Source organism: Caulobacter sp. Root343, assembly GCF_001425745.1.
GTDB lineage: Bacteria > Pseudomonadota > Alphaproteobacteria > Caulobacterales > Caulobacteraceae > Caulobacter.
On the sequence record NZ_LMDF01000001.1, the window covers coordinates 497,441 to 511,141 of the forward strand.

13 protein-coding genes are annotated in these 13,701 nt (G+C 70.4%); 7 read left to right on the plus strand and 6 right to left on the minus strand.

Annotation, left to right across the window (positions count from 1 at the left end; all coding sequences use genetic code 11):
• Window position 1: 1 nt before the first annotated feature.
• Both ASC70_RS02245 and ASC70_RS02250 read left to right on the plus strand, forming a co-directional pair.
• Window positions 2–796: an inositol monophosphatase family protein gene (locus ASC70_RS02245; protein WP_082539697.1), complete on the plus strand. Its 795-nt coding sequence runs from the start codon at window positions 2–4 to the stop codon at window positions 794–796.
• A 94-nt stretch (window positions 797–890) separates the two neighbouring features.
• Window positions 891–1,112 carry a hypothetical protein gene (locus ASC70_RS02250; RefSeq protein ID WP_056046075.1) on the plus strand — a complete coding sequence of 74 codons (222 nt, stop codon included), beginning with the start codon at window positions 891–893 and terminating at the stop codon, window positions 1,110–1,112.
• Here ASC70_RS02250 and ASC70_RS02255 read toward each other — a convergent pair.
• Window positions 1,109–3,133 (minus strand): TonB-dependent siderophore receptor, encoded by a 2,025-nt coding sequence (locus ASC70_RS02255; RefSeq protein ID WP_156396099.1) that lies wholly within the window; start codon window positions 3,131–3,133, stop codon window positions 1,109–1,111. The two genes, ASC70_RS02250 and ASC70_RS02255, sit on opposite strands and share 4 nt — an antisense overlap.
• Before the next feature lie 120 nt (window positions 3,134–3,253).
• On the opposite strand from ASC70_RS02255, the gene ASC70_RS02260 reads away from it, so the two are divergent.
• The 5 genes from ASC70_RS02260 (at window position 3,254) to tpiA (ending at window position 9,143) form a co-directional block, all read left to right on the plus strand.
• On the plus strand, window positions 3,254–3,586 hold the full coding sequence (locus tag ASC70_RS02260; RefSeq protein ID WP_082539698.1) for a PepSY domain-containing protein: 333 nt from the start codon (window positions 3,254–3,256) through the stop codon (window positions 3,584–3,586).
• The gene (locus ASC70_RS02265; RefSeq protein WP_056046078.1) at window positions 3,587–4,252 is read left to right on the plus strand and encodes a response regulator transcription factor; all 666 of its coding nucleotides are present in this window, start codon (window positions 3,587–3,589) and stop codon (window positions 4,250–4,252) included.
• A complete protein-coding gene (locus ASC70_RS02270; protein WP_056046080.1) occupies window positions 4,249–5,616 on the plus strand; it encodes a sensor histidine kinase in 1,368 nt (455 codons plus the stop codon). The genes ASC70_RS02265 and ASC70_RS02270 overlap by 4 nt, the downstream gene beginning before the upstream one ends.
• Window positions 5,617–5,753: 137 nt before the next feature.
• Window positions 5,754–8,330: a TonB-dependent receptor gene (locus ASC70_RS02275; RefSeq protein WP_082539699.1), complete on the plus strand. Its 2,577-nt coding sequence runs from the start codon at window positions 5,754–5,756 to the stop codon at window positions 8,328–8,330.
• A 78-nt stretch (window positions 8,331–8,408) separates the two neighbouring features.
• A complete protein-coding gene (tpiA, locus tag ASC70_RS02280) occupies window positions 8,409–9,143 on the plus strand; it encodes a triose-phosphate isomerase (RefSeq protein WP_056046084.1) in 735 nt (244 codons plus the stop codon).
• A gap of 28 nt (window positions 9,144–9,171) precedes the next feature.
• Here tpiA and ASC70_RS02285 read toward each other — a convergent pair whose 3' ends face one another.
• From ASC70_RS02285 to ASC70_RS02305, 5 genes are all read right to left on the minus strand, one after another.
• Window positions 9,172–9,675, minus strand: a complete 504-nt coding sequence (locus ASC70_RS02285) for a flavin reductase family protein (RefSeq protein WP_056046086.1) — start codon at window positions 9,673–9,675, stop codon at window positions 9,172–9,174.
• Window positions 9,676–9,678: 3 nt separating this feature from the next.
• Window positions 9,679–10,773, minus strand: a complete 1,095-nt coding sequence (locus ASC70_RS02290) for an LLM class flavin-dependent oxidoreductase (RefSeq protein WP_056046088.1) — start codon at window positions 10,771–10,773, stop codon at window positions 9,679–9,681.
• Between the two features lie 88 nt (window positions 10,774–10,861).
• Window positions 10,862–11,503, minus strand: coding sequence for a glutathione S-transferase family protein (locus ASC70_RS02295; protein ID WP_056046090.1), 642 nt, complete (start codon window positions 11,501–11,503; stop codon window positions 10,862–10,864).
• 8 nt (window positions 11,504–11,511) lie between these two features.
• On the minus strand, window positions 11,512–13,089 hold the full coding sequence (locus tag ASC70_RS02300) for a rhodanese-like domain-containing protein (RefSeq protein WP_056046092.1): 1,578 nt from the start codon (window positions 13,087–13,089) through the stop codon (window positions 11,512–11,514).
• Entirely contained in the window at window positions 13,086–13,697 is a 612-nt protein-coding gene (locus ASC70_RS02305) for a cysteine dioxygenase (protein WP_056046093.1), read from the minus strand. The genes ASC70_RS02300 and ASC70_RS02305 overlap by 4 nt, the downstream gene beginning before the upstream one ends.
• Between the last annotated feature and the right edge of the window lie 4 nt (window positions 13,698–13,701).

Below are 13,701 nucleotides of genomic sequence, written 5' to 3' on the forward strand. Positions count from 1 at the left end.
CGTGAGCGAACCTTCCCCGCTGCTGCAGACGATGATCCGCGCGGCGCGCGCCGCCGGTGATCGCCTGAAGCAGGACTTCGCCGAGATCGCCACCCTGGAGATCCAGCACAAGAACGGTCCGGCCGATCCTTTCACCGTCGCCGACGTCCGCGCTGAGCAGACCGTGAAGTCGATCCTGTCGGAGGCCTATCCCGACTACGGCTTCCTCGGCGAGGAGGGCGGGCTGGTCCGGGGCGCGGATTCCTCCAACACCTGGATCTGCGACCCGTTGGACGGCACCGCCAACTTCCTGATCGGCCTGCCGATCTGGGCGGTGAACGTGGCCCTGCAACGCGACGGCGAGGTCGTCGCCGGCGTCACCTACGTGCCGATGCTGGGCGAGCTGTTCCGGGCCGAGACCGGCGGCGGGGCCTATCTCAACGACCTGCCGATCAGCGTGTCCAAGCGGCAGGGCCTGGAACAGGCCGTGTTGGGCGTCGGCATCCCCTTCATGGGCAAGCCGCGCCAGGAGCAGTTCCACGCCGAGATGCAGCGATTGACTCCCAAGGTTTCGGGCGTGCGTCGGCTCGGCGCCGGCGCGGTGGACATGGCCTATGTCGCCTGCGGCCGCTTCGACGCCTATTGGGAACAGAGCGTCAGCGCCTGGGACATGGCGGCCGGCGCGGTGATCGTGCGTGAGGCCGGCGGGGTGGTCACCGACACCCTCGGCGGCGGCCTCGACGTCATGAACGGCACGGTCCTGGCGACCACGCCGCAGATTCATGACATGCTGCTGCACGAGCTACGGCCGGTCTGAATAATCTAACGCCTTAAAATCGCTTTCAAAATCTCGCACGGTCCGTTCTTTAGGAGCGGGCCCGGTCTCGCGCGCGCCAAAGGACGCCGTCACCATGCTCGATCTCGTCACCGTCACGCCCGAGGAATTCGCCGACCTGCGCGCCAGCCTGCCGGCCATCACCGACCGCTATCTGTTCGACGTGTTCGGCATCAGCGAGACGACCTGGGTCAAGCTGCGCAAGGGTTTGCCGATCAAGCGCGTGACCCTGGAGCGGGCCCTGGCCAAGCGCGAACGCTGGCGGGCCATGGGCGGCGGCTGCCGGATCGCCGCCTAGAGCCTGTCGAAGCTTCGGCGCAAGGTCAGGCCCGCGAAGGCTCCATGGGTCATCACGCGCGTCTCGATCCGTTTCAAATCCGAGGTCCCGCGGGGGCCGGCATACTGCTCGCGCCGGCGGACGACCTCGCCGTCGGTCAGGTTGTCGGCGTGCAGGCGCAGGCTCCAGGCCGGGGCCGGACGCCACTCGGCGAACACCGCCAAGCGCGCCGCTGTCCGGTCGTGGCGCACCTCGTCGAAGCGGTATTCCGGCTTGTCCTCGGCCAGGGTCGCGTCGATCCCCCAGCGTAGGTGGCGGGCCGGCAGATCCTGGGTGAAATGGACCGCGCCTTCCAGCGGCGGCGCGTCCGAGATCGAGCGGGCCAGGCCCGTGGCCGGATCGGTCACGCGGCTGCGCCGGGCGATCACCGTGGCCTTCAGCAGGCCGCCACGCACCCGCAGCGCGTCCAGCGGCAGGGTCGCGTCCAGCTCCAGCTCGGTGCGCCGGCCCTCGCCGATATTGCCCGGGGCGTCGAAGGCGTAGCCCGGCCCGACCACGGGGACCCGGTCCACCGCGTCCGAGATGGCGTCATGGCGGACCGTCAGCACCAGCGCGCCGTCGCGGGGCAGGCGGCGCTCCCAGGACGCCGTCAGTCGCCAGGCCTTGTCGGGCTCCAGGTCCGGATTGCCGGCCGTCACGGTGTTCGAGGTCAATGAGGTCGAGCTGACGAAGTCGGCGAAGTCCAGCTGACCGACGCGACGCTCCAGCGACAGCCGCCACTGGTCGCGCGGATCCGGCGCCCAGACGACCAGCAGGCGGGGCTTGGGATAGAGGAAGGTCCTTTTCAGCGCGCTATCGCCGCTCTGGGTCAATGTCGAGGTCTCCAGCCACGCGGCCGTCTCGACGGTTAGGCGATCGCTCGCCCGCCAGGTCAGGGTCGCGAAACCCTCGGCGCGGCGCTCCTCGACCCGGACATTGGCGGCGGGCAGGGCGAGTTCGGCGCCGTTCTCGGAAAGGCCGCTGTGGCTGTCCAGGCTGTTCAGCGCCGCCTCGCCGCCGACCTCCAGCGTGGTCGCCGCGCCCTGGCGGCGGAGGAGGGCGCGGGCGATCGACTCCCGGCCGTCCGAGGCCAGTCGCGTGGCGCTGACCTCGGCGCCCTCCACGGACCGATCGCCGGCCCGCGTGCGGGTGGCGCGCAGCAGGGCCAGGGTCTCCAGCGCCCAGCGGCCGCTCAGCGCGTGATCGTAATGTCCGCCGATCTCGCGCTCCAGAACCCGCTCGCGCTCGACGACCACCTCGATGGTCGGGACGGGGAAGCGGGCGACCTCCAGGATGTCGGCGCGGGTGCGGTCGGCCTTGATCGAGGCGTCGAGCCGCAGGCGGCCGCCAGCCAGGTCGCGCTCGTGGCCGGCCGTGACCTCGGCGACGCGATGGGCCTGGTCCTCGCTATAGGTCGCGTCGCGCAGCACGACGCTGGCGGGCGAGACGCGGAGGCGAGGGCCTTGGCCCTTGTCGTTCTCGACCTCGCGGCCGATCGAGGCCGAGATCTCGGTCAGCCGGTCACCGGAGCGGCGCGAGAACTCGGCGGACAGGCGCGGCGCGGTGGTCCGGCGGTGGGCTTCGATACCGGTCTCGAGGCGACCGCGCGTCGTGGTCTCGCGTCCGCGAACGACATTGGCCATCAGGGCGCTGCCCCGCAAGTCGAGGCCGGGCGCGCCGGGGCGGACCAGTTCGATCCGCACGACCGAACGCGCCGGGATGCGCCTGAGGATGCTCTCCAGGCTCTCGGCCTTGCTGGTCGGCGGCTTGCCGTCGATCAGCACGTTGCCGCCGGCCCCGGAGAAGCCGCGCACGTCGCTGTCGCCGCCGTCGAAACTGAAGCCGGGGAGGCGCGCGACCATGTCCCAGGCCGAATAGGGTTGGGCCGGGGCGAAGAAGGCGGAGGGGTAGGGCGTCACCGCTTCCGGGCTCGCCATGGCGACGCCGCCCTGCAAGCCCGCCATGACGGCCATGGCTGGGACAATGCGATGGAATACGGTCATGAGAAGCTTCCCCAAAGCGCGCTCTTCGGCGCTCGCGAGCTTTCTCGCCCAAGCTTGCTGACGTCCGGGCGTTGCGGCGCGTCAGGGGCGTGTCAGGATGGCCGTGGAATCGTCAGGTCCATGATCCAGTCCCATCATCCTCTCCGCCGCGCTCTGCTGACCATCGCCGCCGTCGCCGTCCTGTCGGCCACCGGCGCCGTGGCCAGCGAGCACAAGAAGAAGGACCACGAGGCCGCCCGCCAGGCGCTGCTGCGTAAGGAGGTCCTGCCGCTGACCCGCATCCTGGCCATCGCCGCCGAGCGCGCGCCGGGCGAAGTCATCGAGGTCGAGCTGGAGCAGGGCGACAGTGGCCGGCTGAAATACGACCTGAAGATCCTGGCCAAGACCGGCCGGGTTCGCGAACTGGAGCTCGACGCCAAGACCGGCGCGACCCTGAAGCTCGAGGACGACTGAGTGCGGGCCCTGGTCGTCGAGGACGATCCCGTCGTCGGTCCCGATCTGGCCAAGGCCTTGGCCGCCTCCGGCTTCGTGGTCGATCTGGCGCGCGACGGCGAGGACGCCTCGTTCAAGGGCGGGGTCGAGGACTACGCCGTCGCGATCCTGGATCTTGGCCTGCCGCGCCTGGACGGCCTGTCGGTGCTGCGCCGCTGGCGGGCCGACGGCCGGGCCTTTCCGGTGCTGATCCTGTCGGCGCGCGGCGACTGGACCGAGAAGGTCGAGGGCATCGAGGCCGGGGCCGACGACTACCTGGCCAAGCCGTTCGAGATGGGCGAGTTGCTGGCGCGGGCGCGGGGCCTGGTTCGCCGCGCCGCCGGCCGCGTCTCGCCGGTGATCGAGGCCGGACGGTTGACGCTCGACACCCGGCGGATGTCGGCCGCCCTGGACGGCGCGCCGCTCCGCCTGTCGCCGCTGGAGTTCCGCTTGCTGGACTGCCTGGCGCATAATCCCGGCCGCGCCGTCTCGGCCGGCGAGCTGGCCGAGCAGCTCTACGGCGTCGCCGAGACCGCCGACGCCAACGCCATCGAGGCCCTGGTCACCCGCCTGCGTCGCAAGGTCGGGGCGGAGGTGATCGAGACCCGGCGCGGCTTCGGCTATCTGCTGGCTCACGGGACGCCATGAAGGGCGGCTCGCTGCGATGGCGGCTGATCGCCGGCGGCATGCTGGCCATTCTGGCGGCTCTGGCCGTCGCCTGGCTGGCCATGACCTGGCTGTTCGAGCGCCACATCGTCCGTCGCGAGACCGCCGAACTGACCCGCACCGGCCAGGCCCTGGCGGCCGGCCTGCGGCTGGAGCCGGGCGGCGCGCCGGCCATCGACGTCGCCTTGCCCGATCCGCGCCTGTCCAAGGCCGCCGGCGGGCTCTACTGGCAAGTTTCGAGCCCCGCCGGGGTTCAGCGTTCGGTCTCGCTCTGGGACCAGGCGCTGAAGCCGTCGGGTGAGGCCCACGCCGACGATTGGAGCGCGCGCATCGCCGCGGGTCCGTTCGACGACCGCATCCTGCTGGTCGAGCGCTCGGTGCGGCCCGATCGCGGCGGACCGGCGGTGCTGATCCAGGTGGCCAGCGACGAGAAGGCCCTGCGCGCCGCGCGCGCCGAATTCGGTCGTGACCTGGCGCTGTTCCTGGCCGGCCTGTGGGTCGTGCTGTCGGCCGCCGCCGCCCTGCAGGTGACCCTGGGCCTGTCGCCCCTGGCCCGCGTGCGCGAGGAGCTGGCCCGTCTGCGCAAGAGCCCCTCGGCCCGGATGTCCGACGACCACCCGCGCGAGATCGCGCCGCTGGCCCAGGCGATCAACGCCCTGGCCGAGGCGCGGGAAGCGGACCTGGCGCGCGCCCGCCGCCGGGCCGGCGACCTGGCCCATGGCCTCAAGACCCCGCTGTCGGCCCTCTCGGCCCAGAGCCGCCGGGCGCGCGAGGCCGGGGCGGTCGAGGCCGCCGACGGCCTGGACGACGCCATCGCCGCCGTCGCCGCCGCGCTCGAGGCGGAGCTGGCCCGGGCCCGCGCGGCCGCCGCGCGCGAGGCGACCTTCACCAGCCGCACCGCGCCCCTGGCGGTGGCCGAACGGCTGGTGGCGGTGCTGGAGCGCACGGCCGAGGGCGAGCGCCTGATGTTCGACATCGAGATCCCGCCCGCGCTGCGCGTCCCGGCCTCCGAGGATGTCGTGACCGAGATGCTGGGCGCGTTGATCGAGAACGCCGCGCGCTTCGCCCGCCGCAGGGTGCGGGTGTCGGGCGCCTCGGGGGAAGATGGGCCGATGGCGGACGGTCCGGCGCTGTTCGTCGAGGATGATGGGCCCGGCATGGACGAGGGGCGCGCCGAGGCGGCCCTGGCGCGCGGCGCGCGGCTGGACGAGGCGGGCCCTGGTCACGGCCTGGGCCTGGCGATCGTCCGGGATCTGGCCGAGGCGTCGGGGGCGACGCTGCGCATGGACCGCTCCATGCTCGGCGGACTGCGCGCGATCATCGCCTGGAAATCGTCCGTGTTCTGAAAAACCTTTTCCGGTCCGTGTTTTGCACGAAATATTCTATTCTGTTTGCAAAATAGAATATTTGTTCGTATCTTCCTCTTCGCGACCCAGAGCGCCCAATGGCGCCGTGGCGGAGTCGCATACATGGGGAGGGATGAGTGAACGCATCCAGCAAACTCGTGGGCGCTCTGCTGCTCACGTCGTGCATTGTCGCGCCGGGCGTGGCCGCGGCTCAGTCCGGCCAAGCCGTGACGGTGGAGGAAGTGGTCGTCACCGGCCAGCGCGCTTCCGACCGTGACTCGCTGTTGAAAAAGCGCGACGCCGTCAGCGCCGTCGAGGTGGTCTCGGCCAACGACGTCGGCAAGCTGCCCGACCAGAACGTCGCCGAATCCGTCCGTCGCCTGACCGGCGTCTCGGTCGCCACCGACAAGGGCGAAGGCCGCTACCTGATCATCCGCGGCATCGAGCCGAACCTGGCCAATGTCACGATCAACAACCAGACCGCCTCGGCCCCCGAGCCGGAGTCGCGCAACGTCAAGCTGGACGACATCCCCTCGGCCCTGATCGGCTCGGTGACGGTCGTGAAGTCGCTGACCGCCGACCTCGACGCCAACGCCATCGCCGGCCAGGTCGACATCAACACCCTGACGGCCTTCGACCGGAAGAAGAACATCCTCAGCGCCCGCTACGTGCGGGGCGTCTATGAGAACAGCGACCGCAAGGCCAACGAAGGCGACGTGTCGGTCGGCGGCAAGTTCGGTCCCGAGAAGCAGTTCGGCCTGGTCCTGGCCCTGAACTATTCCAAGCGTCCGTCCTATTCCGAGGACATCCTGGCCACCAGCCGCCAGGTCGTGAACGGCGTCGATCTGCCGGCCGAGATGGACCAGCGCATCTACGATCCGGCCTGGCGCACCCGCAAGGGCGCGGTGGCCAACTTCGACTGGCGCCCGACCGATGCGGTCAAGCTGTACGCCCGGGTCATGTATTCCGAGTTCGGCGACAGCGAGAGCCGCAACCGCTTCCGCTTCTTCTTCCCGGGCTCGGCGGCCAGCTATTCCAACCTGACGGCCGACGGCGGCGACATCAATGTCGGCTCGACCACGGCCCGCCGCCTGTTCCGCCAGCGCAGCGAGACCACCGACACCACCACCTTCTCGGTCGGCGGCGACGTCTATTGGGGACCCGGGACGCTGACGGTCCAGGCCACCCACGCCAAGTCGAACAAGAAGGACCCGATCCGTGACGAGGTCGAGTTCCGCGCCGCCGCCTCCACCGGCCTCGGGGCCAGCTTCCGCCTCGGCGACGAGATGCCCGACGGCTTCACGATCAACGCCGCGGCGCTGAATCCGGCCAACTATCGCCTGAACAATTACAAGCGGGTCTCGCGCAAGGCCGGCGAAGCGCTGAACCAGGTGCGCGTCGACTACAAGCTGCCGATCTCCAGCTCGGGCGAAGGCAGTTACCTGAAGTTCGGCGCCAAGTACCTGAAGCGCAACCGCTTCCAGGACCAGACCGGCCGGACGTTCACGGCGACCGGCGCGGCCGCCGCCCAGACCCTGGCCGCGTTCACCGCCGACACCTTCCCGCTGATTTCCGACGGCAAGTACCGCTACGGCCCGACGATCGATTTCAAGGCCGCACGCAACTACGTCGACGGCAACCAGAGCCTGTTCACGGTCAACGGCGCGGACCAGATCTCGCAGTCGGTGACCTCGGACTACAAGGTCGTCGAGAAGGTCACGGCCGCCTATGTGATGGCCAGCATCCAGAGGGGCGACCTGACCATCCTGCCGGGCGTGCGCGTCGAGCGCACCGAGGGCGACACCAAGGCCATCGCCTTCACCCCGACCACCACCCTGACCAGCAGCTACAACTCGTTCGGCGCGTACAGCTACACCAACTACTTCCCGAGCCTGAACCTCAAGTACCAGTTCTCGTCGCACCTGTTGGCGCGCGGCGCGATCACCAAGGCTCTTGGCCGGCCGCCCTTCGTGGACCTGGCGCCGACGGTCACCGTCGACACCGCCAGCAACACGGTGAACATGGGCAACCCGAACCTGAAGCCGCAGAAGGCCACCAACTACGATCTGTCGCTGGAATACTACTTCCCCAGCGAGGGCGGCATCTCGATCGGCCTGTTCCACAAGGACATCGAGAACCCGATCTTCAACTCCACCGCCACCGGCCAGAACGGCACGTTCGGCGGCGTGGCCCTGACCAACGCCATCGTCAATTCCTACGCCAACGGCACGAAGGCGTCGGTGACGGGTCTGGAATTCAACATCCAGAAGCCGCTGACCTTCCTGCCGTCGCCGCTGGACGGTTTCGGGGTCAACTTCAACATGACCTTCACGGACGGCGAGCTGAAGGTTCCCGGCCGCAGCGTGAAGACCCCGCTGATCGGCCAGGCGGACAAGATCGCCAGCGCCCAGGTCTACTATGAGAAGTACGGCTTCTCGGGGCGCGTGGCCTACACCTACCACGCGGCCTATCTGGACACCGACGGCGGGCTGAACATCAGCGACGCCACCGGCCGCTCGGACGGCTACTTCGGGGCCCTCAGCACCCTCGACGCCAAGGTCGCCTACAAGGTCACCAAGCAGTTCGAGATCTTCGCCGAGGCCAACAACCTCAACGACGCGAGCGACTACTACTTCTTCCGCACCAGCGATCGTTTCCGCGAGGGCGAGAGCTACGGGCGGTCGTACCGCTTCGGCCTGTCCTTCACCTACTGATCTCGAAACCCTCCCTGGGCCGGTCGCTGGCGAAAGCCGCGGCCGGCCTTTTTCGTATCTACCTGTCGGAAAACATCCATGTCTCCGAACTCTTCGGCGCGCCTGATCGTCGGCAATTGGAAGATGAACGGCGACCTGGCCCTGCTGGACGCCCTGGCGGCCGGTCTCGCCGGCGGCGGCTGGACGGGACAAGCGGTGGTCTGCCCTCCGGCCACCCTGTTGGCGCAGGCCCATCGCCGCCTCGCGCCGCTGGGCGTCGAGGTCGGCGCTCAGGACTGCCACGCGGCTCAACGCGGCGCTCACACCGGCGATCTTTCGGCGACCCTGTTGGCCCGGGCCGGCGCGCATCGGGTGATCCTCGGCCATTCCGAACGTCGTCAGGCTTATGGCGAACCCGACGAACGGGTACGGGACAAGGCCGTCGCCGCCGTCGAGGCGGGCTTGGCGCCGATCATCTGCGTCGGCGACACCGCCGAGGACCGCGCGGCTGGCCGGGCGATCGAGGTGGTGCTCCGCCAGGCGCTGGCGGTGCTGGACGGACGCCTGAAGGGCATCGGCTGGGCCCTGGCCTACGAACCGGTCTGGGCGATCGGCGCGGGCGCGGCGGCGGGCCGGGATGATATCGTCACGATGCATGGGGCGATCCGCGCCGCGCTCAACGAGGTCTGGAGCGAGCGGCCGCCGATCCTCTATGGCGGCTCGGTGACGCCGGACAACGCCGCCGCGATCCTGGACTTTTCGGAAGTCGACGGATTGCTGATCGGCGGTGCGTCGCTGCGGGCCGACCAGTTCGCCAGCATCCTGCGCGGCTGAGCGCCTAGCCGTCCCAAGCGCCCGATCGTCAGCCGACCGCGTGCAGGGCGCGGTTCCAAGCGACGAGGGCGGGGCCCGGTGTGAAGGCGACGTCGTCCGCGCTGACCGTGAAGATCGAGTGGGTCCCCGCGTCGATCGCCATCTCGACCTGGCACACCGCGCGCGCCACGCCGCCTCGATAGAGCGGCGCGGCGGCGGGCAGGCTCCAGCGGGCCGGATCGAACCGCTCCGCCGCCTTGGCGCTGCTGGCGAAGCGGTGCGCCTCGTCATGGTCGTCCTGGCCCAGAAGCGCGACCGACAGGGTCGTCGCGCCCAGCAAGGCGTCGTGGCACCCCGCTTCCTTGCGCACGCAGAACAGGAAGCGGGGCGGATCCACCGACAGGCCGGTGATCGAGCTGACCAGCAGGCCGCGCGGCGTCGCCCCGTCCCAGCACGCGACGATGGCGACGCCGCTCGCCAGGTGGGCCAGCACCTCCCTGAAATCGACGGCGGACGTCGAGATCGGCGGCGAAGCGGCGTCGTAGGGGGCCATGGGCTAGCTCGCGGCCTTGGCTAGGCGAAGGTCGCGCTCGGCCACCAGCTGGCGGACCAGCGGGATCAGGTCGCGGCCATAACTGATGGCGTCCTCGACCGGGTCGAAGCCGCGGATCAGGAAGGTCGAGACGCCCAGGTCGTAATAGTCCAGCAGGCTCTCGGCGACCTGTTCGGGCGTGCCCACCAGGCCCGTGGAGTTGCCTTGCGCCCCGGTGACGCCGGCGACGCCGGTCCACAGGCGCTTGTCGAGGCGGGAGCCCTGGGCGGCGGCGTCCAGCAGGCGCTGCGAGCCGGCGTTGGGCGGGCGGTGACCCGTGGTCGGCAGGCCGGCGGCTTCGCGCAGGGCCTTGGCGCGGGCGACGATGTCGTCGGCGCGGGCCCAGGCGGCTTCCTCGGTGTCGGCGATCACCGGGCGCAGCGACAGCGAGAACCGCACCTGGCGGCCGTGCCGGGCGGCGGCCGCGCGGACGCGGGCGATGGTCTCGCGCACCTGGGCCTGGGTCTCGCCCCACAGGGCGTAGATGTCGGCGTGCTTGCCGGCCACCGGGATCGCCGCGTCGGACGAGCCGCCGAAATAGATTGGGATGTGCGGCGCCTGCAGCGGCTTCACCGCGCCGAAGCCCTGGTCGACCTTGTAGTACTTGCCCGCGTAGTCGAACGGCTTGTCGCCGGTCCACTCGGCGCGGACGATGTCGAGATATTCGCTGGTGCGGGCGTAGCGCTCGTCCTTGGTCAGGTGATCGCCGTCCTTGGCCAGTTCCTCGTCCGAGCCGCCGGTGATGATGTGGACGGCGACGCGGCCGCCTGTGAAGTGGTCCAGCGTCGCCAGTTGGCGCGCGGCCAGGGTCGGCTGGGTGAAGCCCGGACGGTGGGCGATCATGAAGTTCAGCCTCGTGGTCACCGAGGCGGCGTGGGCCACGACCAGCTGGCTTTCCGGGCCGGTCGAGTGGAAGGCCACGAGGGCGCGGTCGAAGCCGCCTTCCTCATGCACCCGGGCGGTCTTCTCGACATAGGCCACGTCGATCGCGGGGCCGGACGGCGGATGGATCTCGGACGCGTGCTGCGTGCCGATGAAACCGATGAATTCGACGCTCATGTTGGGCTCCAGTCTTGTCGGGTTGAACCTTAGGGACGACCTCGCCCGGCGATGAGCGAGGAGTTCTCAAGCGAGTTATGGGGAGGGCTCATCGAACCCCTTCGGGCGCGGCCTCCTTGCGCAGGGCGCGGACCACGGAGGGGCGGGCGAAGGCGCGGGCGGCCTTGGCGCTCCAGGCGGGATAGTTGGCGGTGTCGATCTGCCGGCGCTCGGCCCAGCGCCAGATGACCAGGGCATAGGCGTCGACGGCGCTGAAGCTCTCGCCCAGCAGCCACGGACCAGGACCTTGGGCCAGTCGCTCGATATCGGTCAGGGTGCGGGCGAAGCGCGCCTCGCCGGGCGTGGCCAGGGCGGCCTTCACCGTCTCGTCGTCGGCGTAGCGTTCCGGCCGGGCGATCTGGGCGAAGGCCACGTGCACGGTGCTGGCGAACCAGCTCATCACCTCATAGGCCTTGGCCAGCTTCAGCGGGTCGGCCAGGGGCAACAGTTCGCTGTGCGGGTAGCGGTGGGCCAGATAGGCGAGGATCGCCAGCACCTCGGTCACCGGCTGACCGCCGACCACCAGGGTCGGTACGCGGCCGCGTGGATTGACCTTCAGGTAGTCCGGCTTGCGCTGATCGCCGGCCGCCAGGTCCAGACGGTGGGCGGCATAGGGGATGTCGATCTCCTCCAACGCCACCAGCGGGGCGAGGGACGAGGCGCCGGGCGCGAAATAGAGCTGCAGGGCCATCTCGCGCCTCAGATCACGTAGAAGCCGTGCGAGCCGTCGCGGGCCAGCTGGTCGACCAGGCCGAACTCCCAGTCGAGATAGGCCTGCATGGCTTCGGCCGCGTTGTCCGTGCCCTCGTAGGGACGCTTGTAGACGTCGGTCGGGGCGTTGGCGGCGCGGGTCAGGCCCGCCTCGACGGCGCGGCCGGCGGCGATCCAGGCCTCGGTCCCGCCGGCCAGGACGCGCACGGGTCGATCTGTCAGCTCCTCCAGCTCCGGCGCGGCGAGCGCGGCTAGGACGCCGTCGGGCGAGGTCAGGACGATGGCTCGATCCTCGGGCAACTGCTCCAGGGCTTCAGCCAACTGGGCGCGGATCGCGAACCAGGCGCCGGGGACGTGGGCCTTACGGTGGCGAGGGCTGGGGGCGAGATCGACCACCACAACGGCCTCGTCGGCGATCGCCTGGGCCAGGTCGCGCGGCGAGAGCGCCTCGACGGTCGGCAACGGCGGCGGGCGCGGCGTCCACGCGCCGGTCTCCAGCTCGCCGTCGAAGCCGCCGTCCAGGACATAGACCTCCCAGCCCAACTGAGCCAACCACGAGGCGGTCATGTCGGCGCGCGGCCCCAGGTCGTCGGCCAGCACGATGCGCCCGCCGCGTACAGGCGCGAAGACGTCGGTCTCCTGCACCAGCTGACCGCCCGGCGCGGAGCGGAAGCCCGCGAGGTGGCCGGCCGCGTATTCCTCGGGCGTGCGGACGTCGAAGCGGTAGAGGGTGCGCTTGCGATCCTGGGCCAAGTCGGCCAGCCCCTCGGCGTCGATCCGCCGAACACCGGCGCGATAGGCGACGTCGCGGGCGCGGGTGCGAGCCTCGGACAGGGTCTGCTCGCGGACCTCGGGGAACTTCCGTGATTGGCCCTGCTCGAGCGTCTGCTGAGCCAGGGTCCAGCCGATGGTGCCGTTGCGCAGGGCGAAGACGGGATTGGGCAGACCGGCGTTGACCAGCGATTGGGCGCCGATCAGGCTGCGCGTGCGGCCGGCGCAGTTGACGATGATCGTGGTCGAGGGGTCGGGGGCCAGCTCGCGAGCTCGCAGCACCAGTTCGGCGCCGGGCGTGCTGATGCCGCCCGGGATGTTCATCACCGCGTATTCCTCGAACCGGCGGGCGTCGAGGATCACCTGGTCGGCCTGGGCGTCGATGCGGGCCTGGACCTCCTGGGCGGGCAGGGACGGGGTATGCCGCCGCGCCTCGACCAGCTCGCCGAACGCCTTGCTGTAGGAATTGACGTCCTGGAACAGCTCGTAGCCGGCGGCGCGCCAGCCGGCGAGGCCGTCCTTCAGGGCGTGGACGTTCGTGTACCCCAGGGCGGCCAGCCGCCGTCCGGCCGGCGGAACCAGGCCCTCGCCGTCGTCATAGAGGACGATCTTGGCGTCCTTGCGCGGCACGCGGTCCAGGATCTCGATCTCCAGCCGGGAGAGCGGCAGCTGCGAGGCGAACAGCGGGTGGGCCTTGGCGAAGGGGTCTTCCTCGCGAAGGTCCAGCAGGGCGATCTCGCGCCGCGCGATCAGGTCGGCCCGCACCTGCTGCGGCGTAATGTTGGGCAGGGTCATTCGGCGGCTCCATAGGCCAGGGCGCTGGCGCGATCGAACAGGAGGGGCGGCGGGACGGCGGCGTAGCCGGACACGAACGGCTTGGGCCGCCCCTCGGCGTCGTAGGTGGCGCGGCGCACCGTACCGATGTCGGCGCCATAGACGTGGATGCTGATCGACACGCGGTCGTCGAAGGCGTTGGCGACGCGGTGGATGTCGCCTACCGTCGGCGAGACCGCCTCGACCTCGCCGGGTTCGAGCCGGTGGACCTCGCCGGTCGCCGCCAGGGTGTCGCCACGCTGCTCGTAGCGCTGCGACAGCTCGGCGCCACGCAGCACGCCGACCAGGCCCCAGACGGTATGGTCGTGGACGGGCGTCGCCTGGCCCGGCCCCCAGACGAAGCTGACCACAGAGGAGCGGCCGGCCGGGTCGCGGTGCAGCAGGTACTGCTGGTAGCGCGTCGGGTCGGGTCGGCTCTGGGCTTCCGGCAGCCAGTCGTCGACCGAGACAAGTTGCGCAAGCAAAGCGCCGCCCTCGCGCAGGATCACGGCCTCGTCGCCGGTCTGGTCCAGCAGGTCGGAAAGGTCGGCGACGAAGTCGGAGAGGCGGTGAGGGCGGTGCTGGCTCATCGGA

Excerpts from the sequence above, each read along its gene's own strand:
- ASC70_RS02250 (WP_056046075.1), top strand. The coding sequence starts at position 891 with ATGCTCGATCTCGTCACCGTCACGCCCGAGGAATTCGCCGACCTGCGC.
- ASC70_RS02255 (WP_156396099.1), bottom strand. The coding sequence starts at position 3,133 with ATGACCGTATTCCATCGCATTGTCCCAGCCATGGCCGTCATGGCGGGC.
- ASC70_RS02260 (WP_082539698.1), top strand. The coding sequence starts at position 3,254 with ATGATCCAGTCCCATCATCCTCTCCGCCGCGCTCTGCTGACCATCGCC.
- ASC70_RS02270 (WP_056046080.1), top strand. The coding sequence starts at position 4,249 with ATGAAGGGCGGCTCGCTGCGATGGCGGCTGATCGCCGGCGGCATGCTG.
- tpiA (WP_056046084.1), top strand. The coding sequence starts at position 8,409 with ATGTCTCCGAACTCTTCGGCGCGCCTGATCGTCGGCAATTGGAAGATG.
- ASC70_RS02285 (WP_056046086.1), bottom strand. The coding sequence starts at position 9,675 with ATGGCCCCCTACGACGCCGCTTCGCCGCCGATCTCGACGTCCGCCGTC.
- ASC70_RS02290 (WP_056046088.1), bottom strand. The coding sequence starts at position 10,773 with ATGAGCGTCGAATTCATCGGTTTCATCGGCACGCAGCACGCGTCCGAG.
- ASC70_RS02295 (WP_056046090.1), bottom strand. The coding sequence starts at position 11,503 with ATGGCCCTGCAGCTCTATTTCGCGCCCGGCGCCTCGTCCCTCGCCCCG.
- ASC70_RS02300 (WP_056046092.1), bottom strand. The coding sequence starts at position 13,089 with ATGACCCTGCCCAACATTACGCCGCAGCAGGTGCGGGCCGACCTGATC.
- ASC70_RS02305 (WP_056046093.1), bottom strand. The coding sequence starts at position 13,697 with ATGAGCCAGCACCGCCCTCACCGCCTCTCCGACTTCGTCGCCGACCTT.